Raw genomic sequence first — 23,651 nt, forward strand, 5'->3', positions numbered from 1 at the left:
TTCCCCGTGGGCCGTACGGAAGGGCATGAGCGCGCTCCCGTCTGCCTCTGCCGAGGACGTGACCGAAGAGGTCACCGAACCCGCCGCACGCACGTTCCGCCGCCCCTGGGCCGCATGGCCGGCGTGGCGCAGGCACTGGCGGGAGGGCCATCCCGAGGTGGCACGGGCCCTGTCCGTGACCGTCACCGTGCTCGCCGCCGCGCTGGTCGTCGCCGCGCTGGTGATGCCGAACACGGTCGTCCGGCTGGGGCCCGCGGAGTTCCTCCGCATACCGGCCGAGGCCGTCGTCGGGGCGGCCGTGCTGCTCGCGCTGCCGCGGCGGCCCCGGGTGGTGCTGGCGGCGGTGTCCGGGGTGCTGCTCGGGGCCGTGACCGTGCTCAACGCGCTGGACATGGGGTTCGACCAGTACCTCGGCCGCGACTTCAACGTCGTCCTGGACTGGGGGCTGTTCGGGGACGCGGAGTCGTACCTGGAGGACTCCCTCGGGCGGACGGCCACCCTCGCCGCCGTGGCCGGGCTGATCGTGGTCGTCCTGCTGCTCTTCGTGCTGCTGGCCCTGGCCGTGGTCCGGCTGAGCGGCCTCCTCGCCCGGCACCCCGGCACCGCGACCCGCGGCACCCTGGTCGCCGGGGTCGTCTGGATCACCTGTTCCTCGCTCGGGCTCCAGGTGGCGGGCGTGCCGATCGCCTCGGACCGCACCGCGACCGCGCTGAAGGTCCAGGCCCGCCGGGTCTCGGACACGCTGAAGGACGAGGCGGAGTTCCGGAAGGTGGCCCGGGTCGACGCGTTCGGGAACACGCCGGGCAGTGAACTGGTCCCCGACCTGCGCGGCAAGGACGTGATCTTCACCTTCGTCGAGAGCTACGGCCGCAGTGCGATCGAGGACCCGGTCATGGCGCCCGGCGTGGACCGGACGCTCGACGTCCGCACCAAGGCCCTGGCCAAAGCCGGCTTCCACGCCAAGAGCGGCTGGCTGACCTCGGCGACGTACGGCGGGAGCAGCTGGCTCGGCCACTCCACCACCATGTCGGGCCTGTGGATCAGCAATCAGCAGCGCTACCGCACGGTGATGGCCGGCGACCACCTCAGCCTGACGGAGGCGTTCAGGAAGACCGGCGCGTTCGACACGGTGGGGGTCATGCCGGGCGTGCAGAAGGGCTGGCCGGAGCAGAAGTGGTACGGCCTGGACAAGGTCTACAACGCCTTCCAGCTCGGCTACCGGGGGCCGAAGTTCAGCTGGTCGACCATGCCCGACCAGTACGCGCTCCAGCAGTACCAGGAACGGGTGCACAGCAAGCGGCCGGCCGGCGGCAAGGCACGGATGTCCCTGCTCATCCTGACGTCCAGCCACCAGCCCTGGGCGCCCATCCCGAAGAGGGTGGGCTGGGACCAGCTCGGTGACGGCTCGGTCTTCGAGGGCATCCAGGCGGCGGGGAACAAGCCGGCCGACGTCATCGCCGACACCACCAGGTCCCGCGAGGAGTACGGCAAGTCGGTCCAGTACTCGGTGACCGCGCTGACCGAGTGGCTGGAGCGGTACGGCACCGAGGACACGGTGCTGGTCTTCCTCGGCGACCACCAGCCGATCGCCCGGGTCAGCGGCAACCACGCCAGCCGGGACGTGCCGGTGTCGATCGTCGCCAAGGACCCCAGGATGCTGGACAGGATCGCCGACTGGCACTGGACGGACGGGCTCCGCCCCGCCCACGACGCCCCGGTGTGGAAGATGAGCTCCTTCCGCGACCGCTTCCTGACGGCCTACGGCTCGACTCCCCACCCGAAGAAGAACTGACGGCCCCTGCCGGCCGACGGAGGGCCGGGGTCCAGGGGCCGGGTCCAGGGACGGAGCCCCAGGGACGGTCAGCCGCCCGACGTGTCGAGCTCCGCCTCCTCGGTGATCCCGGAGCAGTCGTACGGATCCTTCAGCCACCCGTCCGGCAGCACCACCCGGTTGTTGCCGGACGTACGCCCCCGCGGCCCCTCCGCGCCGACCGGCCACGCCTGATCCAGGTCCAGCTCGTCCAGCCCCGCCCGCAGTTCCTGGAGGGACGACGTGATCGCGAGCCGCTTGCGCATCTCGGACCCGACCGCGAACCCCTTCAGGTACCAGGCGACGTGCTTACGGAAGTCGACGACGCCCTTGGACTCGTCACCGAGCCACTCCCCGAGCAGGGTCGCGTGCCGCACCATGACGTCGGCGACCTCCCGCAGCGTGGGCCGCAGGAAGTCGTCCCGCCCCTCGAACCCGGCGACCAGATCCGCGAACAGCCAGGGCCGCCCCAGGCACCCGCGCCCCACGACCACCCCGTCGCACCCGGTCTCGCGCACCATCCGCAGCGCGTCCTCGGCGGACCAGATGTCGCCGTTGCCGAGCACGGGGATCTCCGGCACGTGCTCCTTCAGCCGCGCGATGGCGTCCCAGTCGGCGGTGCCGCCGTAGTGCTGGGCGGCGGTGCGGCCGTGCAGGGCGATGGCCGTCACGCCCTCCTCGACGGCGATACGGCCGGCGTCGAGGTAGGTGATGTGGTCGTCGTCGATGCCCTTGCGCATCTTCATGGTCACCGGCAGGTCACCGGCCCCGCTGACCGCCTCGCGCAGGATGGCCCGCAGCAGGTTCCGCTTGTAGGGCAGGGCCGAGCCGCCGCCCTTGCGCGTGACCTTCGGTACGGGGCAGCCGAAGTTCAGGTCGATGTGGTCGGCCAGGCCCTCCTCCGCGATCATGCGGACGGCCTTGCCGACGGTCGCGGGGTCGACGCCGTAGAGCTGGATCGAGCGCGGCTGCTCGCTCGCGTCGAACCTGATCAGCTGCATGGTCTTCTCGTTGCGCTCGACCAGCGCCCGGGTGGTGATCATCTCGCTGACGAACAGCCCCTTGCCGCCGCTGAACTCCCTGCACAGGGTGCGGAACGGCGCGTTCGTGATTCCCGCCATGGGTGCGAGCACGACGGGCGGTGTCACGGCGTGCGGGCCGATGGAGAGCGAGTGGGTCATCGTCAGGACTCCGGGACGGATCTACGGCACAGGACGGACACGGGAACACTGGGCAAGGACCCATTGTCCCTCACCCGCCACGCGGCTCGTCCGCGGGCGCCGCCGGCCGACACCGGAGACCATGCATGACTCATTAGTTAGACGCACTATTGAGTTCGGCGTACGATGGGACGCATGCCAGAGCTGAGCCCTCGCCGACGCCTGCTCGTGCTCCTGATCTGCTGCATGAGCCTGCTGATCGTGAGCCTCGACAACACCGCGCTGAACGTGGCCCTGCCCTCGATGCAGCGCGACCTGCACGCCACCACCTCCGGCCTGCAATGGACGATCGACGCCTACACACTGGTCCTGGCCTCGCTGCTGATGCTGGCGGGCTCCACGGCCGACCGGATCGGCCGCAAACGCGTCTTCATGGCGGGCCTGGTGGTGTTCACCGCCGGCTCCGCGCTGTGCTCCGTCGCGCCGAACCTGGAACTGCTGATCGTCTTCCGCATGGTCCAGGCGGTGGGCGGCTCGATGCTCAACCCGGTCGCCATGTCGATCATCACCAACACCTTCACCGACGCCCGGGAACGCGCCCGCGCGATCGGGGTGTGGGGCGCGGTGGTCGGCATCTCCATGGCGGCGGGTCCGCTGGTCGGCGGGCTGCTGGTGCAGTCGGTGAGCTGGCGCTCCATCTTCTGGGTCAACCTCCCGGTCGGCCTCGCGGCCCTGCTGCTCACCCTCCGCTTCGTCCCGGAGTCGCGCGCGCCCAAGGCCCGCCGTCCCGACCCGGTCGGGCAGCTGCTGGTGATCGCCCTGTTCGGCTCGCTGACGTACGCGATCATCGAGGCACCGGCGTCGGGCCCCGGCCCCGTGACGCCGTTCGCCGTGGTCGCCGTGGCCGCGCTGCTGGCCCTCCTGTGGTACGAGCCCCGCCGCGACGAACCCCTCATCGACCTGCGCTTCTTCCGCTCGGCCCCGTTCAGCGGCGCCACGGTGATCGCGATCAGCGCGTTCGCGGCCCTCGGCGGCTTCCTGTTCCTGTCCACCCTGTACCTCCAGAACGTGCGCGGCCTGGACGCCCTGCACGCGGGCCTGTGGATGCTCCCGATGGCCCTGCCGACGTTCCTGTGCGCCCCGCTGTCCGGCCGTCTGGTGGGCAGCCGCGGCCCACGGCTGCCGCTTCTGGTGGCGGGCGCGGCGATGACCGCGAGCGGTGTCCTGTTCGCCGCGTTCGAGGCGGAGACCTCCGACACCACCCTCCTCCTCGGCTACGTCCTCTTCGGCATCGGCTTCGGCTTCGTGAACGCGCCGATCACCAACACGGCCGTCTCCGGCATGCCGCGCACCCAGGCCGGTGTCGCCGCCGCCGTCGCCTCCACCAGCCGGCAGCTGGGCCAGACGCTCGGCGTCGCGGTCATCGGCGCCGTCCTGGCCTCCGGCATCGGCTCGTCCCCGTACCGGCAGGTGTTCGTCTCGGCGGCCCGCCCCGGCTGGTGGATCCTCACCGCCTGCGGCCTGGCCGTCCTGACCCTGGGCCTGCTGACCAGCGGCCACTGGGCCCGCCGCACCGCCGAACGCACGGCCGAGAGCCTGCGGTCACCGGAGGTGCGCCAGGTCGTGGAAACCGCGAAGCAGGCGTAGCACCGCGGCCCGGCGGGGCACCGCTCCGGCCCCGCGGCGGGTCAGCGCGCGCAGGCGATCTCGTACAGCTTCTCCAGCCGCTCCCGGGTCTCCTCGTTCCTCGGCGTGTACGTCACCATCCGGGCGCCCACGTCGGGGGCGAGCCACAGGTCGGTGTGCTCCAGGCTGAGGCGGCCCACGTAGGGGTTGAGGAACTCCTTGGTCTTGGAGCGGGCGTCGACCACCTCGTAGCGCTCCCAGTTCTCCCGGAAGGCGGGTGACTCCTCCAGCCGCTTCAGGAGCATCTTCCAGGCGGGCTCGCCGAGGTGGCCGGCCAGGGCGGCGCGCAGCCGGGCGGCCATCAGGCGCTGGGTCTTCTCCAGGTGGACGACCGCCGCCTGCCACTGCTCGTTGGTGTGGACGAGGAGCATGCAGTTGCGGTCCTCGGGCGGGACCGCGTCCAGGTCGCCCAGGAGGAGGCCGTAGGTGCGGTTGTAGGCGAGGATGTCGTACCGGCTGTTCTGGATGCAGGCCGGGATCGGCTCCAGCCCGGTCAGCATCTCGCGCAGGGCGGGGGTGACGCTCGGGCAGTTCGCCGCCGGGGTGGGGTCCGTCGCGCCGGCCAGCTGGAAGAGGTGGGCGCGTTCGCTGGCGTCCAGGCGCAGGGCGCGTGCGAGGGCGTCGAGGACCTGGACGGAGACCTGGATGTCCCGGGCCTGTTCGAGCCAGGTGTACCAGGTGACGCCGACCGCGGAGAGGTGGGCGACCTCCTCGCGGCGCAGCCCGGGGGTGCGGCGGCGGGCCCCGCGCGGCAGGCCCACCTGTTCCGGCGTGATGCGCTCCCGTCTGCTGCGCAGGAACGCGGCCAGCTCGTGCCGACGGATCTCCGCTCCCCGGGCGGGCCGCGCCCGGGTTTCCTGGACCGAGGTCGTCATAGGTCCAGGGTGCCGGGCCGGCCAGCCTGTTTCCAGGTGCTTCCACTACCAGGACAAGGGCCGCCGACCACCAGCGTGACCCGGAATCCGGCGCCGCCTCCGGGTGGTTCCGGGTAGTTCCGCTACCAGGATGACGAGACTCTGGTACCAGCCTGGGCGGTGTTCCAGGCTCGGGAGCATGAGTGAAACCGTCACCGCCCCCGCCGTCCGGCCGACGGCGGCGCCGCCCGCGCTCACCGGGCCCGGGCTCTTCACCGTCCTGCTGGCCGCGGCGCTGCCGCTGGTCGACTTCTTCATCGTCAACGTCGCCCTGCCGACCATCGGCACCGATCTCGCCGCGGGCGAGGCCGTGCTGGAGCTGGTCGTCGCCGGGTACGGGGTCGCGTACGCCGTGCTGCTCGTGCTCGGCGGGCGGCTCGGGGACCTGTTCGGCCGGCGCCGGCTCTTCCTCGCCGGGATGGCCGCCTTCGGGCTCACCTCGCTGGCCTGCGGACTCGCGCCCGGCGCCTGGAGCCTGGTCGCGGCCCGGGTCGCGCAGGGCGCCTCGGCCGCCGCGATGCTGCCGCAGGTGCTCGCCACCATCCAGTCCGCCACGAGCGGCGCGCGCCGGGCCAAGGCCATGAGCCTCTACGGCGCCACGGCCGGGCTGTCCATGGTCGCCGGGCAGATTCTCGGCGGGGTGCTGGTCGCCGCCGACATCGCCGGGACCGGGTGGCGGGCCATCTTCCTCGTCAATGTGCCGGTGGTCGTGCTGGGGCTCGTGCTCGCCGCCCGGTTCGTGCCGGAGACCCGGTCGCAGCACCCCGAACCCGTGGACGGGCCGGGCACCGTGCTGCTGGCGGTGTCCCTGCTGACGCTGCTCGCGCCGCTCACCGAGGGCCGGGCGGCCGGCTGGCCGCTGTGGACCTGGCTGTCGCTGATCGCGTTCCCCTTCGCGGCGGGCGCGTTCTGGGTGGTGGAGCGGCGGGCGGACCGGTCGGGGCGGACCCCGCTGGTGCCGCCGAGCCTGTTCCGGGTGCCGTCCATGCGGCGCGGTCTGGAGCTGATGGTGCCGTTCTCCATCGGCTTCAGCGGGTTCATGTTCATGATCGCGCTGGCGTTGCAGCAGGGTGCCGGGCTCGGACCGGTGCCGGCCGGGCTGGCGCTGGCGCCGATGGCCGTGGCGTTCCTGCTCGTCTCGCTCGCCGGGCCCCGGCTGATCGCCCGCTTCGGCACCCGGGTGGTCACGGCCGGGTCCGTGCTCCAGGGGGTGGGCGTGCTGCTGATCGTGCTGGCCGCGTGGCGGGACTGGCCCCGGCTGGACGTCGTCTCCCTGCTGCCGGGCGCGGCGGTGGCCGGTGCGGGGCAGGCGCTCCAACTGCCCAACATCATGCGGCTGGTGATGTCCGAGGTGCCGCCCGCGCGGGCCGGGGTCGGCAGCGGGGTGATGGTCACCACGCAGCAGTCGGCGCTGGCGCTCGGGGTGGCCACGCTGGGCACGCTGTTCCTGACCCTGGTCCCGCATCTGGGCATGCGGGACGCGCTGGTCAGCACGTTGCTGGTGCAGTTGGGCGGGATCGTGCTGACGGGGCTGCTGAGTCTGCGGCTGCCGCGGACGGTGGGCTGAGCGGGGGCCGCGCGCGGCCGGCCGGGCGGCGCGCGTGCGTCGGGCCGTGCGGTCCGGACCCACGGGCCGGGGTTTGGTCCAGACCTATTGACTAGAGGTCTGGACCACGAGCACTGTCATGTTTGCGACATGGCCCACGCTCACCGACCCCCACCGGGAGGCCCCATGCTCCGCCGTACCCTGCGCGCCCTCACCGCCGCGCTCACCGCGGCCGTCCTCGCCCCGCTCGCGATCGCCACCGCGCCCGCCGCCTCCGCCGCCGACACCTGCGCGCTCAAGCCGAGACCGGCGGGCAAGGTGCTCCAGGGGTACTGGGAGAACTGGGACGGCGCCGCGAACGGCGTCCACCCGCCCTTCGGCTGGACCCCGATCACCGACTCCCGCATCCCCGCCCACGGCTACAACGTGATCAACGCGGCCTTCCCGGTGATCCGCTCCGACGGCACGGCCCTGTGGGAGGACGGCATGGACGCCGGCGTGAAGGTGGCCACGCCCGCCGAGATGTGCGCGGCCAAGGCGTCCGGCCAGACGATCCTGCTGTCCATCGGCGGCGCGGCGGCCGGGATCGACCTCAGCTCCTCCACCGTGGCCGACCGCTTCGTGGCGACGATCGTGCCCATCCTGAAGAAGTACAACTTCGACGGCATCGACATCGACATCGAGACGGGCCTGGTCGGCAGCGGGAACATCGGCCGGCTCTCCACGTCCCAGGCCAACCTGATCCGCATCATCGACGGGATCCTCGCGCAGATGCCGTCCGGCTTCGGCCTGACGATGGCCCCGGAGACGGCGTACGTCACCGGCGGCAGCGTCACCTACGGCTCCATCTGGGGCGCGTACCTGCCGGTCATCAAGAAGTACGCGGACAACGGCCGCCTGTGGTGGCTGAACATGCAGTACTACAACGGCAGCATGTACGGCTGCTCCGGCGACTCCTACGCGGCCGGCACCGTGCAGGGCTTCACCGCCCAGACCGACTGCCTGGACAAGGGCCTGGTGGTGCAGGGCACGACGATCAGGGTGCCGTACGACAAGCAGGTGCCCGGCCTGCCCGCCCAGTCCGGCGCGGGCGGCGGCTACATGTCCCCGTCCCTGGTCTCCCAGGCATGGAAGCACTACGGAACGTCGCTCAAGGGCCTGATGACGTGGTCGGTCAACTGGGACGGCGCGAAGAACTGGACCTTCGGCGACAACGTCAAGGCGCTCCAGGGCCGCTGAGCGAGGGCGGACACACGGATGCCGGACGAGTCCGCGCTGGCGGCTCGCCCGGCATCCGGCGGTGGTGACTAGGCGCCGACGAGACGCTGGGCCAGGTAGCCCTCGATCTGGTCGAGCGACACGCGCTCCTGCTTCATGGAGTCACGCTCGCGGACGGTGACCGCGTTGTCCTCCAGCGTGTCGAAGTCGACGGTCACGCAGTACGGCGTGCCGATCTCGTCCTGGCGGCGGTAGCGGCGGCCGATGGCACCGGCGTCGTCGAACTCGATGTTCCAGTTCTGCCGCAGCGCCTGGGCGAGGCCCTTGGCCTTCGGGGACAGCTCGGGGTTGCGCGACAGGGGCAGCACGGCGACCTTCACCGGGGCCAGGCGGTGGTCCAGGCGCAGCACCGTGCGCTTCTCCATCTTGCCCTTGGCGTTCGGCGCCTCGTCCTCGACGTAGGCGTCGAGCAGGAAGGCCAGCATGGTGCGGCCGACACCCGCCGCCGGCTCGATGACGAACGGCGTCCAGCGCTCGCCGGCCTCCTGGTCGAAGTAGGAGAGGTCCTGGCCGGAGGCCTTGGAGTGCGCGGAGAGGTCGTAGTCGGTGCGGTTGGCGACACCCTCCAGCTCGCCCCACTCCGAGCCGCCGAACTGGAAGCGGTACTCGATGTCGGCGGTGCGCTTGGAGTAGTGGGAGAGCTTCTCCTTCGGGTGCTCGTACCAGCGCATGTTCTCCTCACGGAGACCCAGGCCGGTGTACCAGTTCCAGCGCTGCTCCATCCAGTACTCCTGCCACTGCTCGTCCTCGCCCGGCTTGACGAAGAACTCCATCTCCATCTGCTCGAACTCGCGGGTGCGGAAGATGAAGTTGCCCGGCGTGATCTCGTTGCGGAACGACTTGCCCATCTGGGCGATGCCGAACGGCGGCTTGCGGCGCGCGGTGGTCTGGACCTGGGCGAAGTTGGTGAAGATGCCCTGGGCGGTCTCGGGGCGCAGGTAGGCGACGGAGCCGGAGTCCTGGGTCGGGCCGAGGTGGGTGGAGAGCAGACCCGAGAACTGCTTGGGCTCGGTGAACTGGCCCTTGTTGCCGCAGTTCGGGCAGTTGATGTCCGCGAGGCCGTTCGCCGGGGCGTGACCCTTCTTCTCCTCGTACGCCTCTTCCAGGTGGTCGGCGCGGAACCGCTTGTGGCACGCGGTGCACTCGGTCAGCGGGTCCGTGAAGGTGGCGACGTGGCCGGAGGCCACCCAGACCTCGGGGGCCAGGATGACGGACGAGTCGATACCGACGACGTCCTCGCGCGACGTCACCATGTAGCGCCACCACTGGCGCTTGATGTTCTCCTTCAGCTCGACACCGAGCGGTCCGTAGTCCCAGGCGGCACGCTGTCCGCCGTAGATCTCACTACAAGGGAAAACGAAGCCACGGCGCTTGCTCAGGCTGACGATGGTGTCGATCTTGTCGGCGGCCACGGTGCTCTCTTCATTACGACGACGGGCGTTGAAGCGAGATGCTTCCAGCGAATGATTCAGGTTACCGGCGCATGCTCCCCCACGACCAAATCGGCCCCTGCCCGGACCGCCTGACGAGCGTTGTTGACAACGGTTTCCATCTTTGTTGAAAATGACTGTCATGAACGCACGACGACGCACCCGGTCCCGCGCGCAGCGCCTCATACCCGCCGCCGCGGTCGCCGCGGCCACCGCCCTCGGGATCGGCACGCTGTCCGCCTGCTCCGGCGACAAGGCGGTCGCGGCCAACACGAGCAAGTTCGACGTCGTCGCGTCGTTCTACCCGATGGCCTTCCTCGCCGACCGGATCGGCGGGGACCACGTCCACGTCACCACCCTCACCTCGCCCGGCCAGGAACCGCACGACCTGGAGATCAGCCCCCGGCAGATCGCCTCGCTGGAGGAGTCCGACGCGGTCCTGTACCTGAAGAACCTCCAGCCGTCCGTCGACGACGCGGTGGCCCAGTCCCCGGTCAAGACGAAGATCGACGCGGCCTCCCTGACCACGCTGGAGGACCACGGCGACGAGGTCGGCGGCCACGCGGCCGGGCACGACGGCCACGAGGGCGGGGAATCCACCGGCAAGGACCCGCACATCTGGCTCGACCCGGTGCGCTACACCCAGGTCGCCGAGGGCGTCGGCAGGGCCTTCGAGAAGGCCGACCCGGAGCACGCCGCCGACTACAAGAAGAACACCGCGGCCCTGGTGAAGCAGCTGGACGAGCTGAACACCCGGTTCAAGGAGGGCCTCGCGGACACACGGACCAAGGTCTTCATCACCACGCACGCCGCCTTCGGCTACCTCGCCGAGCGCTACGGCCTCACCGAGGAGGCCGTGAGCGGCCTCGACCCCGAGTCCGAGCCGAGCGCCGCCCGCGTCCGGGACCTGGAGAGGATGGCCAAGGCCGACGGCGTCTCCACGGTCTTCTACGAGACGCTCGTCAGCGACAAGACCGCCCGGACCCTCGCCCACGACACGGGCCTGAAGACCGACGTCCTCGACCCGATCGAGGGCATCACCGGCAAGTCCCGCGGCAAGGACTACTTCGCGGTCCAGCGGGCCAACCTCAAGGCGCTCCAGCAGGCACTGGGCGCCAAGTGACAGGAGACGAGATGACCAGCGAGCCTGTCATAGCCCTGCGCGGCGTGGCCGCCGAACTCGGCGCGCGCCCCGTGCTGCGCGGCATCGACCTCACCGTCGGCCGCGGCGAGGTCGTCGCACTGCTCGGCGCGAACGGTTCCGGCAAGTCCACGGCGATCCGCACGATCATCGGCCAGGTGCCGGTGAGCAGCGGCACGATCGAGCTGTTCGGCACCCCGCGCCGGTCCTTCGGGGACTGGGCGCGCGTGGGTTACGTACCGCAGCGGACGACGGCCGCGGGCGGGGTCCCGTCGACGGTCACCGAGATCGTCTCCTCGGGCCGGCTGTCCCGCACCCGCTTCGGCGTCTTCCGCAAGAGCGACCGGGAGGCCGTGCGCCGGGCCCTGGAGCTGGTCGGCATGGCGGACCGCGCCAAGGACTCCGCGGGCGCCCTCTCCGGCGGCCAGCACCAGCGGGTGCTGATCGCCCGCGCGCTGGTCGCCGAGCCGGAACTGCTGATCATGGACGAGCCGATGGCGGGCGTCGACCTGGCCAGCCAGGAGATCCTGGCGCGCACCCTGAAGCAGCAGGTCGAGGCCGGTACGACGGTCCTGCTCGTGCTGCACGAGCTGGGCCCGCTGGAGCCCCTGATCGACCGGGCGGTCGTCCTGCGCGACGGCTGTGTGCAGCACGACGGCCCGCCGCCGCGCGCGGTCGGCCAGCACGCGCTGCCCGGCCACGACCACGTACACCCGCACGCACCGGCGGGCGCCGAACCGATCCGCACGGGACTGCTGAGCTGATGGACTTCCTGAACTACGCCTTCATGCAGCGGGCGCTGCTGGCCGCCGTGCTGGTCGGCATCACCGCGCCCGCGATCGGCATCTACCTGGTCCAGCGCCGCCAGGCGCTGATGGGCGACGGCATCGGACACGTGGCCATGACGGGCGTCGGCCTCGGCTTCCTGCTGTCCACGTCCCCCGTGTGGATGGCGACGGCCGTCTCCGTCCTCGGCGCGGTCCTGATGGAACTGATCCGCTGGTACGGCAGGACCCGCGGCGACATCGCCCTGGCCATGCTGTTCTACGGCGGCATGGCCGGCGGTGTGATGCTGATCAACCTCGCGCCGGGCGGCTCCACCGCCAACCTGACGTCGTACCTGTTCGGCTCCCTGTCGACGGTGTCCGAGTCCGACGTGACCGCGATCTGCGTGCTCGCCGCGTTCGTCCTGCTGGTCACGCTGGGCCTGCGCCGCCAGTTGTTCGCGGTCAGCCAGGACGAGGAGTTCGCGCGGGTCACGGGTCTGCCGGTGCGCGCGCTGAACCTGCTGACGGCGATCACCGCGGCCGTCACCGTGACGGTCGCCATGCGGGTCGTCGGCCTGCTGCTGGTGTCCGCGCTGATGGTCGTCCCCGTGGCGGCGGCACAGCAGCTCAGCCGCAGCTTCACCGTCACCTTCGTGATCGCGGTGGCGATCGGGGTGGCGGTGGCCGTCAGCGGCACGGTCACGTCGTACTACCAGGACGTCCCGCCCGGCGCCACGATCGTCCTGCTGACCATCGCCGCGTTCCTCGTGCTGACCGCGCTGGCCGGCCCGCTGGCCCGGCGACGCGCCCGCGCGGCCGCCGCGGCCCAGCCCGCCGGGGACCCCGCGGACTGTGCGATTCCGGCCGCGCGGGGCGCCGGCGACGAGGTCGGCGTCTGACCACCGACGGCCCGGGCTGGCAGAATGGCCCGGGCAGCAGCAGACGTGAGGAGGCAACGGTGACGACCGCTGGACCGCCCGTGAAGGGCCGCGCGACCCGCCAGCGTGCAGCCGTGGCGGCGGCCCTGAACGAGGTCGACGAGTTCCGCAGCGCGCAGGAACTGCACGACATGCTCAAGCACAAGGGCGACTCCGTCGGCCTGACCACGGTCTACCGCACCCTCCAGTCCCTCGCCGAGGCCGGCGAGGTGGACGTCCTGCGCACGTCCGACGGCGAGTCCGTCTACCGCCGCTGCTCCAGCGGCGAACACCACCACCACCTGGTCTGCCGCGCCTGCGGCAAGGCGGTGGAGGTGGAGGGCCCGGCGGTGGAGAAGTGGGCCGAGGCGATCGCCGCCGAGCACGGCTACGTCAACGTGGCCCATACGGTGGAGATCTTCGGCACGTGTGCCGACTGCGCCGGCTGCGCGCAGGGCTGACCGCCGGGGCGCCCGCTCCGACTCACCTCCGCCCGAAGCAGCGCTCCAGCTCGTCCAGGTCGTAGAAGGCGCTGCCCTTCGCGACCGGACGGCAACCCGCCCTGAACGCCGTCTCCTTCTCGTTGTAGAGCATCCGCACCAGCCAGCGGTCGCCCTTGCGGAAGACGTCCCACTGGATGTTGGCGCCCAGCGGGGAGACGGCGGCGCCCCGCCACGGGTTGTCCGCGTAGGTGTACGGCTCCCCCGGCGTCGCCGGCTCCGTGCTGCCCGGCAGACCCATCAGCGCGGCCAGCGGGACGATCTCCTCGGCGTGGGTGAAGCGCAGCTCGGCGCCGAGCCGGCTGGTGCCGGCGCGCTTGGCCTCGACCTGCCGGAACAGGTCGTCCAGCAGGACGTCCGCCATCTTGTAGGTGATGTCGCTGTCGGCGAAGCCGGGACCCTTCTCGTAGAAGTCCTCGGCGTCCCCGATATACCCGAACCAGGCCGCGTCCTTACGGGAGACGAACCGCTCCATGCCCCAGCCCGCGCCGCCCGGACTCTCCTCGCTCATCGCGGGGGCGATGGCGTACAGGTTGTAGACGGCCTCCGCGGCACCCACCTGGTCGGTGATCCGCTCCACGAAGGCGTCCTTGAAGATCTTCCGCAGCACGCCGCGGGCGGCCTGCCGCGTCCGGAACTGGCCGGTGATCCGGCTCAGGGTGTCCTTGAGGCGCTGGTCGCCCGCGATGTAGTCGCGGTAGGCGGCACCGCCCGCCGCCTTGTGGAAGTACAGCAGGTCCTTGTCGGTGCGGGCCGGCCCGATGAGCGGCTCCAGCGCCGGGTCGGCCTCGGCGAGGGCGTCCGTGAACGCGGTGCCGCTGTCCACGGCCCGCCCCTGCCCCGAGCTGACGACGTCGATCCGCTCCCCGTCGTCCGCGATCTCCTTGAACAGGGTCGGCAGCCGCCGCTGCATGCGTACGGCCGTGTCCGCCAGCTCCCGCTTGCCGCGCCCGCTGAGGTTGCCGTAGCCGACCTTGGCCATGGCGGCCTCCAGAGCGCGGACCGTCGGGCCGAACTCCTCGCCCTTGCCGGTGAGTTGCCCCTCCGCCTCGGCCTGGTCCCACAGCGCGAGGACCAGGTCCCCGTCCTCGCTGTCCGTGGCCGCGCGGGAGCCGTGCCGGGAGACGTTCTCGGTGAAGACCGGCTCGAACCCGGCCGGGGGCCGCTGGTAACCGTGCGGGTCCTGCTGCGGCGCGTAGGGCGCCTTGGTGCCGTAACCCTCGCGGTGCGCGGGGCCTTCCACCGCGTGCGCGGGCAGGGCGGTGAGCAGCAGGGCACCGAGGGCGAGGACAGGGGTCAGACGTCTCATGAGTCCCGTATCCTCGGCGGCCCGCGTGAACCCCCGGTGGCTACGAGGTGGAATCGCCCTTCATGGCGGCTTCCATGGCGAGCAGTTCCTCGTTCGGGACGGCGCCGCCGAAGCGGCGGTCGCGGGAGGCGAACTCGACACAGGCCCGCCACAGGTCACGGCGGTCGAAGTCGGGCCACAGCACGTCCTGGAAGACCATCTCGGCGTACGCGCTCTGCCAGAGCAGGTAGTTGGACGTGCGCTGCTCGCCGCTGGGCCGCAGGAACAGGTCGACGTCCGGCATGTCCGGGTAGTACAGGTACTTCTGGAGGGTCTTCTCGTTGACCTTCGACGGGTCGAGCCGGCCCGCCTTCACGTCCTCGGCGAGCCGCTGCGCCGCGTCGGCGATCTCCGCACGGCCGCCGTAGTTCATGCAGAAGTACAGGGTGAGCAGGTCGTTGCCCTTGGTCTGCTCCTGGGCGACCTGGAGCTCCTTGGCCACCGACTTCCACAGCTTGGGCATCCGGCCCACCCAGCGCACCCGGACGCCCAGCTCGTCGAGCTGGTCGCGGGTCTTGCGGATGAAGTCGCGGTTGAAGTTCATCAGGAAGCGGACCTCCTCGGGCGACCGCTTCCAGTTCTCGGTGGAGAAGGCGTACAGGGAGATGTTGCGGACGCCGATCTCGATGGAGCCCTGGAGCACGTCCAGCACCCGCTCGGCGCCGACCTTGTGCCCCTCGGTGCGCGGCAGCCCCCGCTCCTTGGCCCACCGCCCGTTGCCGTCCATGACGATCGCCACGTGTTCCGGGACCAGCTCACCCGGGAGCTTGGGCGCGCGGGCACCGGACGGGTGCGGCTCCGGCGCCTTGTACTCGCGCCGCTGGCGCCCCAGGATCCCGCGTACGACCATGTCCTTCTCGTCTCCTCGACCGTGCCGTGCTTACTTCTCTACGTACCGCAGGGAGCGCAGCCCGCGCTCCAGGTGCCAGTGCAGGTAGGCGGACACCAGCCCGCTGCCCTCGCGGACGTACCGCGCCTCGCACGCGTCCGCCGTCTCCCAGTCTCCCGTAAGCAGCGCCCCCAGCAGTACCAGGGTCTGCGGGGACGGTACGACACTGCCGGGCACCCGGCAGTCCACGCAGACGGAGCCGCCGGAGGCCACGGAGAAGAACCGGTTCGGACCGGGCATCCCGCACTTCGCGCAGTCGCCGAAGCTGGGCGCGTAGCCGTTGACGGCGAGGGAGCGCAGCAGGAAGGCGTCGAGGACGAGGTGCGGCGCGTGCTCGCCGCGGGCGAGCGTCCGCAGGGCGCCGACCAGCAGCAGGTACTGCTGGACGGCCGGCTCGCCCTCGTGGTCCGTGAACCGTTCGGCCGTCTCCAGCATGGCGGTCCCGGCGGTGTAGCGCGCGTAGTCGGTGACGATCCCGCCGCCGTAGGGGGCGATGGTCTCGCTCTGGGTGCACAGCGGCAGCCCGCGCCCGACCAGCTCGCTCCCCCGCGCGAAGAACTGCACGTCGACGTGGGAGAAGGGTTCGAGCCGGGCGCCGAACTTGGACTTCGTACGCCGCACGCCCCGGGCGACGGCCCGCACCCGGCCGTGGCCGCGCGTGAGCAGCGTGATGATCCGGTCCGCCTCACCCAGCTTCTGGGTGCGCAGCACGATGCCGTCGTCGCGGAACAGACTCATGGCTCCATTCTCGCCCATGCCGGGGGCGGCACCGTCGCGCGTATTGGTGGCACCACTACTGTGCGTACGCACTTGTTACCGGTTGTCGGGGGGCCAAGGCGCGGGCGCGTTGAGGTAGCCGAGCATGGCCATGCCAGAGCGGATCCACAGGATGCCGTCGCGGATCCGGTAGTCGAAGCCTTCTCCGCCGAGCTTGACCCAGAGGCTGTCGTTGTCGCGGGACCGGGTGGACAGGATGCCCAGCTCGGACAGGCCGTAGGTCTGCTTCAGACGGACACCGGGCAGCGTGGCGTCGAGCCGCTGGAGCACGCCGAGCGGCATGGGCTCGGTGCCGTAGGTGATCAGCCGCAGGGTGCTGAGGTCGTGGCGCGTGTAGGCGCGCGAGATGAGCAGCATGTTGAGGAACGTGGGCGTGGTGGGCAGCACCTGGATCCGGTGGGCGGCGATCGCGGCGCACACCGTGTCGGGGGTGCGGTCGTCGATGGTGACGAGCGCTCCGCCCTGGCTGAGCGTGTGCAGCAGCGTGTTGATGCCGCCGATGTGGTCCAGGTTCAGGAAGCCGAGGGTCCGCTGGGGCTTGCGGGCCTCGCCGTACTTGCCCAGCACCTTGGCGAAGTCCAGGACCGTCGCCTTGCTGCGGCCGGTGGTGCCGGAGCTGAACAGCACCAGGCCGGGCGTCCGCGCCGCGCGCAGCCGGCCGTACAGGTCGTGGCCGGCCGTGTGGCCGGTGGCCTCGAACCGGTGCCGGCCGCCGAGGGCGTCGACGGTGATGACGGCTTCCACCTCGGCGATGTCCAGGAACTCGGACCGCTTGGCCGGGGGCAGCCGGGTCAGGGGTACGACGACGGCGCCGCGGTCGATCAGGGCGAGCAGCCCGGCGCAGGCCTCGACGCTGCCGGCGCCCTCCAGGGCGACCACCTGTCCGGGCCGCACCTGCCGCGCGTCGAGGAAGGTCTTCCACTGGCCGGTCAGTTCCAGCAACTGGGCGTAGCTGTGGCTCCGGCCGTCGAAGACGATCGCGTCGGCGTCACCGAAGCTGTGCATCCGTTCGAAGAACCAGGCAGTCATGCGGTCTCCGGCATCTCGTAGCGGGTGGGTGAGGTGGGGGCGAAGGACGAGTGAGGCGAATGGAAGGCCGGGCGGGTACGGGCGGCGGCACCGGGGCCGGTCCGCGGCAGCGGCAGCGCGGGCGGGGGGAGGGCGCCGGGCAGCAGGGGCCACCCGTGGGCGCGCGCCGAGGTGCGCAGCCGCTCATCGCCGCCGACGACCACGGCGGAGCCGACGGCCTTGAACATCGGCAGGTCGGAGACGTGGTCGCCGTACGCGACGCAGTCGTCCGGGGTGGCGCCGCGCCGGGCGAGGACGGTCCGGACGGCCTCGGCCTTGGCGGCGCCGATCATCGGCGGGCCCTTGAGGTCACCGGTGTGCCGCCCGTGGACGATCTCCGGCTCGGTGCACCAGACTTCCTCGACGCCCAGGTCGGCGGCGATCGGCCGGAGCGGCGCCGGGAACGACCCGGACACCGGGACGACGTGGTCGCCCCGCTCCTGATGGCGGCGCAGCGCGGCCAGGGCCGGCTCGTGGTAGTAGCCGCCGGTGGACAGCTCGGCCGCGAACCACGCGTCCGCCACGCCGGCGAGGACGGCGGCGTCCACCCCCTGAAAACCGCTGAAGTAGGCCCGGTTGGTGGCCTCCCTCGGACAGCCGATCGCGGCCATGGCCTTCAGCTCGCGGCGCCGCTCCTCGTACACGCGCGGCGGGTGGCCCATGGCGGCGAGGTAGAAGGCGAGGAGACGGAACATGCTGCCGGACGTGGTCAGGGTGCCGTCCACGTCGAAGAAGGCGACTCGCGTGCGGTTCATGGGTCGGTACGCTCCTGAGGTCTGGGGGCGAATGGGCCGGCCGCGCGCCGAAATCTCCTCCACCCGATTTCCGGGGCTCCGCTCACATTTCCTTTGACGGGCCGGTCGTCCCCGGCCGGAGGGAATGCGGCCGGCGGGCGGAAGAAGACGCCGTGGGGCGTTCCGGCCCGCTGCCGGGCGCGCCGGCCAGGGGTCCGCCGGTTCCATGAGCACCGCCCTGGGCGATGTTCTGGCTCATGTCAGGAATCATTTCACCGGCGGCCTCCCGGCCCCCCAGACTTCAATGTCACCGGCTTCCCCGACGCCATCACCGAAGATGCTGCCGCCCGCACCAACACGTTCGTCCCGCGGCACCTCACCACCGGCAGAACACGAAAAAAGCGGGCCCGGCACGGGAATTCCCCGGTGCCGGGCCCGCCTTTCGGGCCGGAACGCGTTATGCGGTTTCTTCGGACAGCGGCTCCCAGCGCGTCCCGCCCCCGCCGTGCACGACGCGTCCGAGCTGTCCCCGCGCGAAGTGGTTGGCGAAGGCCAGGGTGTCCGGGCGCGTCAGCTCGGCCAGCATCTCCCGTCGCGTGCGCACCGCCTGCTCGGGCAGGGCGTCCATCGACACCCGCCAGTCGGGGCGGGCGAGTTGGGCGGGGCTGTGGAAGACGTCCCCGAACGCGATCACCCGCCGCCCGCCGGCCGAGACGACGTACGCCGTGTGGCCGCCCGTGTGTCCGGGGGCGGGCCATGCGGTGACGCCGGGGAAGATCTCCTGTCCCGGGGTCACCGGGAGACCGGCGGCCTTCGGGGGTGCCGGCCAGTCGGCCCATTCGTCCGCGGAGGCCAGCAGTGTGGCCCGCGTGAACGGGGAGGGACGGTCCGGGCCGGGCCGGAACGCCCATCCGATGTGGTCGTCGTGCAGGTGTGTGAAGGCGACGGCCTCGATGTCGGCGGGGTCGCGGCCGGCCCGGGCGAGGGCGTCGGGGAGCCGTCCGCCGTGGAGGGCGCCGATGGTGTCGATGGTGTCCTCGGCCGGGATGTCGTGCGGCCCGAACCCGGCGTCGAGGAGCAGGGCCCGGCCGTCGTGCTCCACGAGCAGGCTCGCCACGGACGTCCCGAGGTAGCCCTGGTCGTCCAGGAGACCGGCGTGGTCGCCCGTCCAGTCGTGGTCCGTCGAGTCGGGCAGCCAGCGCCGCGGGTGCAGTTGCACCGCGCCGTCGGGGACGACCGTGACGGTGTGGTCGCCCAGGCGCAGCGAACGCAGCGCGGCGGGTGAGGAGTTGAGCCCCGTGGGGAGCGGCATGGTGATCCTTCGGTGGGTGACGTCCGAGCAGATCGTCGTCCTCCACGCCGGCCCGGGGGCGGCGCGGCGCGGTGTAGCCGGCCAGCCGCATCACATACAGACACTGCGCCTCGTCCAGCCGCAGGACACCGGCGATGGCCGCGAGGATCTCCGGGGAGACGTTCTTGGCCCTCCCCTGCTCGATCCACGCGTACCAGGACGCCCCGATACCCGCCAGCATGGCCACCTCCTCGCGGCGCAGACCGCTCAGCCGGCGGGATCCGCCGCCCGGCAGTCCCACCTGCTCCGGAGTGACCTCCGCACGCCGGCCGCCAGGAAGCTGCCGAGTTCGGCGAACCTCAGGTCGGCCGGCTTGGCCGCCGCCGGCGCCTGGACGGCGCCCCGCCGCGGGGCGGGTACCGCCTCCCGGCGCTTGCGGCGGATCACAGACAACGCGACGCCGGATGCCGGAGATCCAGTACCAGTCATCATGGTGCCCCTCCTCCGTGTGCAACGTTCGCGCCCCCCGTCTCGGTGCACTCACAACATAATAGGTACCATTATTTTTTTAGAGACATGAAGAGAGTAATATTTTTATTTTTGCGCGCATCCTTGACCATCGCCCAGGAGAGTCGGGCCCGGTCAGTTCACGCCACCTTGCCGACCTCGGGGTTGCGGGTGGACGTACTACGCATAAAGATAACGAGCGCTATCATTGTTCGACGGGTGTGCGGGTCTCCGCAGCCGCGGGAACAGCCCACCGAACGTGCGGAGGCCAGGGAGCATGGTCAGTCAGGAGCGGGCCGAGCGGACGCGAGGGCGTCTGCTGGAGGCCGCCGCCAGGGAGTTCTCCCTCCAGGGGTACAGCGGTACGTCGCTCCAGCGCGTCAGCAGGTCCGCGGGCGTCACCATGGGCGCCCTGACCTTCCACTTCCCCACCAAGCCGGCCCTGGCGGAAGCCGTGCACGCCCAGGGGTCCGAGATCACCCGCGAGGCGGTGGCCCGCACCGGTGCGGAGCCCGCGGAGGAGCCCGACTACCCGCTCCTGCAACGGGTCGTCCGCATCGCGCACGCCGTGGCGGCCCTGCTGTGCGAGGAGCCGACCGTGCGGGCCGCCGGCCGGCTGACCCGGGAACGGGTGCCCGGGCCCGCGGACTGGACCGACTCCTGGCTGCCCGACGTACGCGGCCTGCTGGACCAGGCGAGCCGGGAGAAGGAACTGCGCACCGGCGTCGACCCCGAGATCGTGGCGCTGCTCCTGCGGTACCTGGTCCTGGGCGTGCTGGACTCCCCCCAGCCCACCGAGGGCTGCGCCTCCCACCTGTCCCAGCTGAACGCGGTCTGGGCCGTCCTGCTGACCGGCCTGATCGGCACCGCGGTGGACCCGGCGCAGGCGGAGGACGGGGCGGCCTGAACGACCCGGTATGCGCCCCGGACGGGATGCCGCCACGGCCACCCGCCGATTCGGTCGGCGCGGAAGTGTCGACCGACGGTCAGCGCGCCCACCCACCGATCCGGTCGGCGCCGCCGGTGTCGACCGACGACGCACGGCCGCTCACCGATCCGGTCAGCGCGCCGGTGTCGACCGACAACGCCACGCCCACCCACCAACCCGGTCGGCGCCGCCGGTGTCGACCGACGACGCACGGCCACCCACCGATCCGGTCAACGCGCCGCCGTCGACCGACAACGCCACGCCCACCCACCAACCCGGTCAGCGCGCCGCCGTGTCCGGGGACCCGCGCGGGCCGGCGGCGGGCCGGGTGTCCGGGACGGCGCCTGGTGGGCGGTGGCGACGGGGTCGTCCGGTCGTCGCCGGCCGGCCCGCCGCGCACGGCACCGCCACGGACCCTGCCCGCCGCGGCCATCGTCCGGTACCCGCACCCCGGCCACCCGCCCACCGCCATCGCCGTCGGACGGCGCCCCGCGCACGACGGTCCGCCCGTCGACCACCGCTCGGTGGGGCCCGTCGCAAGCCACCCGTGGGACGGGGCGGGGCCGGGCCCGTCAGACCGCGCTGCACCCTCCGTCCACCGGGACGGCCGCGCCGGTGACGAAGGACGACTGGTCGCTCAGGAGCCAGGCGGCGGCTCGGGCGATCTCCAGGGGGTCGGCCATGCGCCGCTGGATGGCCCGGGAGACCCCCTGGGTCTCCACCTCGGGGTGCCGCTCGATCACCGCCTCCATCAGTTCCGTCCGCGTGGTGCCGACGACCAGGGCGTTGATCCGGATGCCCTGGTCGCCGTACTCGGCCGCCGCCGCCCTCGTCAGACCGATCAGCGCGTGCTTGGCGGCGACGTACGGGGCCGCGGCCCCGGTGGCGAACTGCCCCGCCGTGCTGGAGGTGTTGAGGATGGTGCCGCCCTGGTGGGCCAGCATCGCCGGGATCTGGTAGCGCATGCAGTTCCACCCGCCGCGCACGTTGACGTCCATGATCTGGTCGTAGACGTCGTCGGTCAGCTCGTGCAGCCGCACGCCCGCCGTCCCCCAGCCGGCGTTGTTGAACGCCGCGTCCAGGGAACCGAACGAGGAGACGGCGGTGTCGACGACGCGGCGCACGTCCTCCGCCGATGTGACGTCCCCCGGGCACGGCAGCGCCCGGCCCCCCTCCGCACCGATCTCCGCCGCCGGCTTCTCCAGCTTCTCCTCGCGCCGCGCCATGAGGACGACCGCCCCCCTGGGCCGCGAGATGGCGGGCCGTCGCGGCGCCGATGCCGCTGGACGCCCCCGTGATCATGACCGTCTTGCCCGTGAACACGTTGTTCCCCTCCCCGTTGTTTCCGGACAACCGGTTCGGTCCCCGCCGAACCGGACCCTCCCCGTCATGCCCGAGTCAGATGAACTCCCGGACGTGATCGGTGGCCCATTCCCCGAAGGTCCGCGGTCGCCCTCCGAGCAGCCGCGCCAGCGTGCCGTCGTCGCACGCGGCGGCCGCTCCCCCGGCCCGCCGCCGTGCGCCGGACACCAGCGCCTCGGCGATCCGCTCGCCGTAGCGGCGGCTCCAGCCGGCGCGGGCGTCCTCCTCCGCGACCTCCTCGAACACCAGGCGCCTGCCGAGGACTTCGGCGAGGACACCGGTCTGCTCGCGCGGCGAGAGCGGCTCCGGACCGGCCAACGCGTAGGCCCGCCCGACGTGCTGAGGGTCCGTCAGCGCGGCCACCGCCGCCATGGCGACGTCCCTCGGGTCGACACAGGCCGTGCGTGCCGCCCCGCCGAAGGCCCGTACGACACCCCGGTCACGGATGGACGGCGCCCAGGCGAGCGCGTTCGACATCGGAGTGCGGATGCGCAGTACGGTCCAGGACAGCCCGCTGTCGCGCAGCAGTTCCTCGCTCCGCCGGTTCCAGCGGGCGACCAGGTCGTCGGCGCCCGGGTCGGCGACACCGCACCAGGAGAGCTTCACGGCGTGCCGCACCCCGCCGGCGCGGGCGGCGGCCAGGACGCGCTCGTCGTCCTCCGGGCGCAGCGGGTTCGCCGTGACCACGAAGACGGCGTCGGCGCCGTCGAGCGCGCGGCGCAGCGACTCCGGGTCCGTGTAGTCGCCCCGGACGGCCGGGCCGGGCAGTCCGAGCGCCGCGGCCTTGCCCGGGTCGCGTACGAACAGGCTGTGCCGTGTTCCCGCGCGCTCCGCGAGGAGCCGCGCCACATGACGTCCGACGGCTCCGGTGGCACCGGTGACGACGATCCCCGGGCCGGCGGTACCGGTGGCGGGTCCGCCGGTGCGCGACGGGGCGGGCGCACCGGGCGTCGTCACGCGGACTTCCCGCGCGCCTCGTCGAGTCGCATGCGGTTCAGCGCGCTCGGGGTGGCGATGGTGGGCAGCAGCACGTTCCACATCTCCGTCACTCGCTGGGGGAGGTCGCGGCGACCGCTCTCCAGGTGGGCATGCATCTGTGCGCCGGTGCACGCGTTGACGACCAGGCGCGCCACCGCGTTCACGTCGACGTTGGCGCGAACTTCACGCTCCTTCTGGGCGAGGGCCAGGTCCTGCGCCATCACCTCGGTCCACTGCTGGTGCGAGTTCTCCTCCGGACCGATGAACAGGTCCTGCTCCATGACGAGGCGAGCGCCGGCCAGCAGGAAGGGATCGTCAAGCAGTTGGTGAGCCCATGTCAAGGTGATATCGATGGCGTGCTGGAGGCCGCGGGACTCATGCGGCGGCGTCACGCGGTCCGGCTGGCTGCGCACGATCTCCCGGGCCAGGGCCTCCTTGTTCTCGAAGTGGAAGTACATCGCCCCGAGCGTCAGGCCGGCCCGCTGGGTGATCTTGGTGACGCTCGCGCCGGCGAACCCGCACTCCGCGAACACTTCGGCGGCGGCGCGCGCGACGAGCGCGCGGGTGCGCACCGCACGCTCCTGCTTGACCTCCCGTTTGCCCGTGAGTTCAGCCATCGA

20 protein-coding genes and 2 pseudogenes are annotated in these 23,651 nt (G+C 71.9%); 9 read left to right on the top strand and 13 right to left on the bottom strand.

Annotated elements, in window-relative coordinates; translation table 11 throughout:
• The first annotated feature begins 25 nt into the window (after positions 1-25).
• Positions 26-1,792 carry an alkaline phosphatase family protein gene (locus IE273_RS01225; RefSeq protein WP_373309272.1) on the top strand — a complete coding sequence of 589 codons (1,767 nt, stop codon included), beginning with the start codon at positions 26-28 and terminating at the stop codon, positions 1,790-1,792.
• Between the two features lie 68 nt (positions 1,793-1,860).
• Here the strand turns inward: IE273_RS01225 and dusB are convergent, their stop codons facing one another.
• Entirely contained in the window at positions 1,861-2,991 is a 1,131-nt protein-coding gene (gene dusB, locus IE273_RS01230) for a tRNA dihydrouridine synthase DusB (RefSeq protein ID WP_189813244.1), read from the bottom strand.
• 174 nt (positions 2,992-3,165) lie between these two features.
• Between dusB and IE273_RS01235 the strand changes: the two genes are divergently transcribed.
• Positions 3,166-4,617: an MFS transporter gene (locus tag IE273_RS01235; protein WP_189813245.1), complete on the top strand. Its 1,452-nt coding sequence runs from the start codon at positions 3,166-3,168 to the stop codon at positions 4,615-4,617.
• A 41-nt stretch (positions 4,618-4,658) separates the two neighbouring features.
• Here the strand turns inward: IE273_RS01235 and IE273_RS01240 are convergent, their stop codons facing one another.
• Positions 4,659-5,531, bottom strand: a complete 873-nt coding sequence (locus IE273_RS01240) for a helix-turn-helix transcriptional regulator (protein ID WP_189813246.1) — start codon at positions 5,529-5,531, stop codon at positions 4,659-4,661.
• Positions 5,532-5,709: 178 nt separating this feature from the next.
• Between IE273_RS01240 and IE273_RS01245 the strand changes: the two genes are divergently transcribed.
• Positions 5,710-7,137, top strand: coding sequence for an MFS transporter (locus IE273_RS01245; RefSeq protein ID WP_189813247.1), 1,428 nt, complete (start codon positions 5,710-5,712; stop codon positions 7,135-7,137).
• A gap of 165 nt (positions 7,138-7,302) precedes the next feature.
• Positions 7,303-8,355 (top strand): chitinase, encoded by a 1,053-nt coding sequence (locus IE273_RS01250; protein WP_189813248.1) that lies wholly within the window; start codon positions 7,303-7,305, stop codon positions 8,353-8,355.
• A gap of 68 nt (positions 8,356-8,423) precedes the next feature.
• Here IE273_RS01250 and IE273_RS01255 read toward each other — a convergent pair whose 3' ends face one another.
• Positions 8,424-9,806 carry a glycine--tRNA ligase gene (locus tag IE273_RS01255; protein ID WP_189813249.1) on the bottom strand — a complete coding sequence of 461 codons (1,383 nt, stop codon included), beginning with the start codon at positions 9,804-9,806 and terminating at the stop codon, positions 8,424-8,426.
• 160 nt (positions 9,807-9,966) lie between these two features.
• Here IE273_RS01255 and IE273_RS01260 point away from each other — a divergent pair, with 160 nt between their 5' ends.
• From IE273_RS01260 to IE273_RS01275, 4 genes are read left to right on the top strand one after another with little or no spacing between them, the layout of a single operon-like run.
• Entirely contained in the window at positions 9,967-10,947 is a 981-nt protein-coding gene (locus tag IE273_RS01260; RefSeq protein ID WP_189813250.1) for a metal ABC transporter substrate-binding protein, read from the top strand.
• A gap of 11 nt (positions 10,948-10,958) precedes the next feature.
• Entirely contained in the window at positions 10,959-11,729 is a 771-nt protein-coding gene (locus IE273_RS01265) for a metal ABC transporter ATP-binding protein (protein WP_189813251.1), read from the top strand.
• A complete protein-coding gene (locus IE273_RS01270; RefSeq protein ID WP_189813252.1) occupies positions 11,729-12,631 on the top strand; it encodes a metal ABC transporter permease in 903 nt (300 codons plus the stop codon). Before IE273_RS01265 ends, IE273_RS01270 begins: the two co-directional genes overlap by 1 nt.
• Before the next feature lie 59 nt (positions 12,632-12,690).
• Positions 12,691-13,110, top strand: a complete 420-nt coding sequence (locus tag IE273_RS01275) for a Fur family transcriptional regulator (protein WP_014672587.1) — start codon at positions 12,691-12,693, stop codon at positions 13,108-13,110.
• Positions 13,111-13,132: 22 nt separating this feature from the next.
• Here the strand turns inward: IE273_RS01275 and IE273_RS01280 are convergent, their stop codons facing one another.
• The 7 genes and pseudogenes from IE273_RS01280 to IE273_RS45030 all read right to left on the bottom strand — a co-directional run.
• Positions 13,133-14,458 (bottom strand): histidine-type phosphatase, encoded by a 1,326-nt coding sequence (locus tag IE273_RS01280; protein WP_189813253.1) that lies wholly within the window; start codon positions 14,456-14,458, stop codon positions 13,133-13,135.
• Between the two features lie 40 nt (positions 14,459-14,498).
• Positions 14,499-15,347, bottom strand: coding sequence for an isoprenyl transferase (locus IE273_RS01285; RefSeq protein WP_189813254.1), 849 nt, complete (start codon positions 15,345-15,347; stop codon positions 14,499-14,501).
• Between the two features lie 30 nt (positions 15,348-15,377).
• Positions 15,378-16,124 (bottom strand): DNA repair protein RecO, encoded by a 747-nt coding sequence (gene recO / locus IE273_RS01290; RefSeq protein ID WP_014672589.1) that lies wholly within the window; start codon positions 16,122-16,124, stop codon positions 15,378-15,380.
• A gap of 75 nt (positions 16,125-16,199) precedes the next feature.
• On the bottom strand, positions 16,200-17,192 hold the full coding sequence (locus tag IE273_RS01295; RefSeq protein ID WP_229887032.1) for a class I adenylate-forming enzyme family protein: 993 nt from the start codon (positions 17,190-17,192) through the stop codon (positions 16,200-16,202).
• A complete protein-coding gene (locus tag IE273_RS01300; RefSeq protein WP_189813255.1) occupies positions 17,189-17,986 on the bottom strand; it encodes an HAD family hydrolase in 798 nt (265 codons plus the stop codon). Before IE273_RS01300 ends, IE273_RS01295 begins: the two co-directional genes overlap by 4 nt.
• A 436-nt stretch (positions 17,987-18,422) precedes the next feature.
• Positions 18,423-19,277, bottom strand: coding sequence for an MBL fold metallo-hydrolase (locus IE273_RS01305; protein WP_189813256.1), 855 nt, complete (start codon positions 19,275-19,277; stop codon positions 18,423-18,425).
• Between the two features lie 166 nt (positions 19,278-19,443).
• Positions 19,444-19,497, bottom strand: a pseudogene (locus tag IE273_RS45030) (hypothetical protein); the annotation flags it as partial.
• Positions 19,498-20,040: 543 nt separating this feature from the next.
• On the opposite strand from IE273_RS45030, the gene IE273_RS01315 reads away from it, so the two are divergent.
• Positions 20,041-20,670 carry a TetR family transcriptional regulator gene (locus IE273_RS01315; RefSeq protein WP_189813257.1) on the top strand — a complete coding sequence of 210 codons (630 nt, stop codon included), beginning with the start codon at positions 20,041-20,043 and terminating at the stop codon, positions 20,668-20,670.
• Between the two features lie 593 nt (positions 20,671-21,263).
• On the opposite strand, the pseudogene IE273_RS01320 reads toward IE273_RS01315, so the two are convergent.
• The 3 genes and pseudogenes from IE273_RS01320 to IE273_RS01330 all read right to left on the bottom strand — a co-directional run bounded on the left by IE273_RS01320 (position 21,264) and on the right by IE273_RS01330 (position 23,648).
• Positions 21,264-21,993: pseudogene (locus tag IE273_RS01320) on the bottom strand (SDR family NAD(P)-dependent oxidoreductase).
• A 96-nt stretch (positions 21,994-22,089) separates the two neighbouring features.
• Positions 22,090-23,010, bottom strand: coding sequence for an NAD(P)H-binding protein (locus IE273_RS01325; protein ID WP_189813258.1), 921 nt, complete (start codon positions 23,008-23,010; stop codon positions 22,090-22,092).
• Positions 23,007-23,648, bottom strand: coding sequence for a ScbR family autoregulator-binding transcription factor (locus IE273_RS01330; protein WP_229887033.1), 642 nt, complete (start codon positions 23,646-23,648; stop codon positions 23,007-23,009). The genes IE273_RS01325 and IE273_RS01330 overlap by 4 nt, the downstream gene beginning before the upstream one ends.
• Between the last annotated feature and the right edge of the window lie 3 nt (positions 23,649-23,651).

This window comes from Streptomyces olivaceoviridis, from assembly GCF_014650115.1.
GTDB classification, from domain to species: domain Bacteria; phylum Actinomycetota; class Actinomycetes; order Streptomycetales; family Streptomycetaceae; genus Streptomyces; species Streptomyces olivaceoviridis.

Bases quoted from the DNA above. Each gene is read 5' to 3' on its own strand.
- IE273_RS01250 (WP_189813248.1), top strand. From the start codon at position 7,303: ATGCTCCGCCGTACCCTGCGCGCCCTCACCGCCGCGCTCACCGCGGCC.
- IE273_RS01225 (WP_373309272.1), top strand. From the start codon at position 26: ATGAGCGCGCTCCCGTCTGCCTCTGCCGAGGACGTGACCGAAGAGGTC.
- recO (WP_014672589.1), bottom strand. From the start codon at position 16,124: ATGAGTCTGTTCCGCGACGACGGCATCGTGCTGCGCACCCAGAAGCTG.
- IE273_RS01315 (WP_189813257.1), top strand. From the start codon at position 20,041: ATGGTCAGTCAGGAGCGGGCCGAGCGGACGCGAGGGCGTCTGCTGGAG.
- IE273_RS01270 (WP_189813252.1), top strand. From the start codon at position 11,729: ATGGACTTCCTGAACTACGCCTTCATGCAGCGGGCGCTGCTGGCCGCC.
- IE273_RS01285 (WP_189813254.1), bottom strand. From the start codon at position 15,347: ATGGTCGTACGCGGGATCCTGGGGCGCCAGCGGCGCGAGTACAAGGCG.
- IE273_RS01260 (WP_189813250.1), top strand. From the start codon at position 9,967: ATGAACGCACGACGACGCACCCGGTCCCGCGCGCAGCGCCTCATACCC.
- IE273_RS01245 (WP_189813247.1), top strand. From the start codon at position 5,710: ATGAGTGAAACCGTCACCGCCCCCGCCGTCCGGCCGACGGCGGCGCCG.
- IE273_RS01265 (WP_189813251.1), top strand. From the start codon at position 10,959: ATGACCAGCGAGCCTGTCATAGCCCTGCGCGGCGTGGCCGCCGAACTC.
- IE273_RS01235 (WP_189813245.1), top strand. From the start codon at position 3,166: ATGCCAGAGCTGAGCCCTCGCCGACGCCTGCTCGTGCTCCTGATCTGC.
- dusB (WP_189813244.1), bottom strand. From the start codon at position 2,991: ATGACCCACTCGCTCTCCATCGGCCCGCACGCCGTGACACCGCCCGTC.
- IE273_RS01300 (WP_189813255.1), bottom strand. From the start codon at position 17,986: ATGAACCGCACGCGAGTCGCCTTCTTCGACGTGGACGGCACCCTGACC.
- IE273_RS01240 (WP_189813246.1), bottom strand. From the start codon at position 5,531: ATGACGACCTCGGTCCAGGAAACCCGGGCGCGGCCCGCCCGGGGAGCG.
- IE273_RS01295 (WP_229887032.1), bottom strand. From the start codon at position 17,192: ATGACTGCCTGGTTCTTCGAACGGATGCACAGCTTCGGTGACGCCGAC.
- IE273_RS01330 (WP_229887033.1), bottom strand. From the start codon at position 23,648: ATGGCTGAACTCACGGGCAAACGGGAGGTCAAGCAGGAGCGTGCGGTG.
- IE273_RS01280 (WP_189813253.1), bottom strand. From the start codon at position 14,458: ATGAGACGTCTGACCCCTGTCCTCGCCCTCGGTGCCCTGCTGCTCACC.
- IE273_RS01305 (WP_189813256.1), bottom strand. From the start codon at position 19,277: ATGCCGCTCCCCACGGGGCTCAACTCCTCACCCGCCGCGCTGCGTTCG.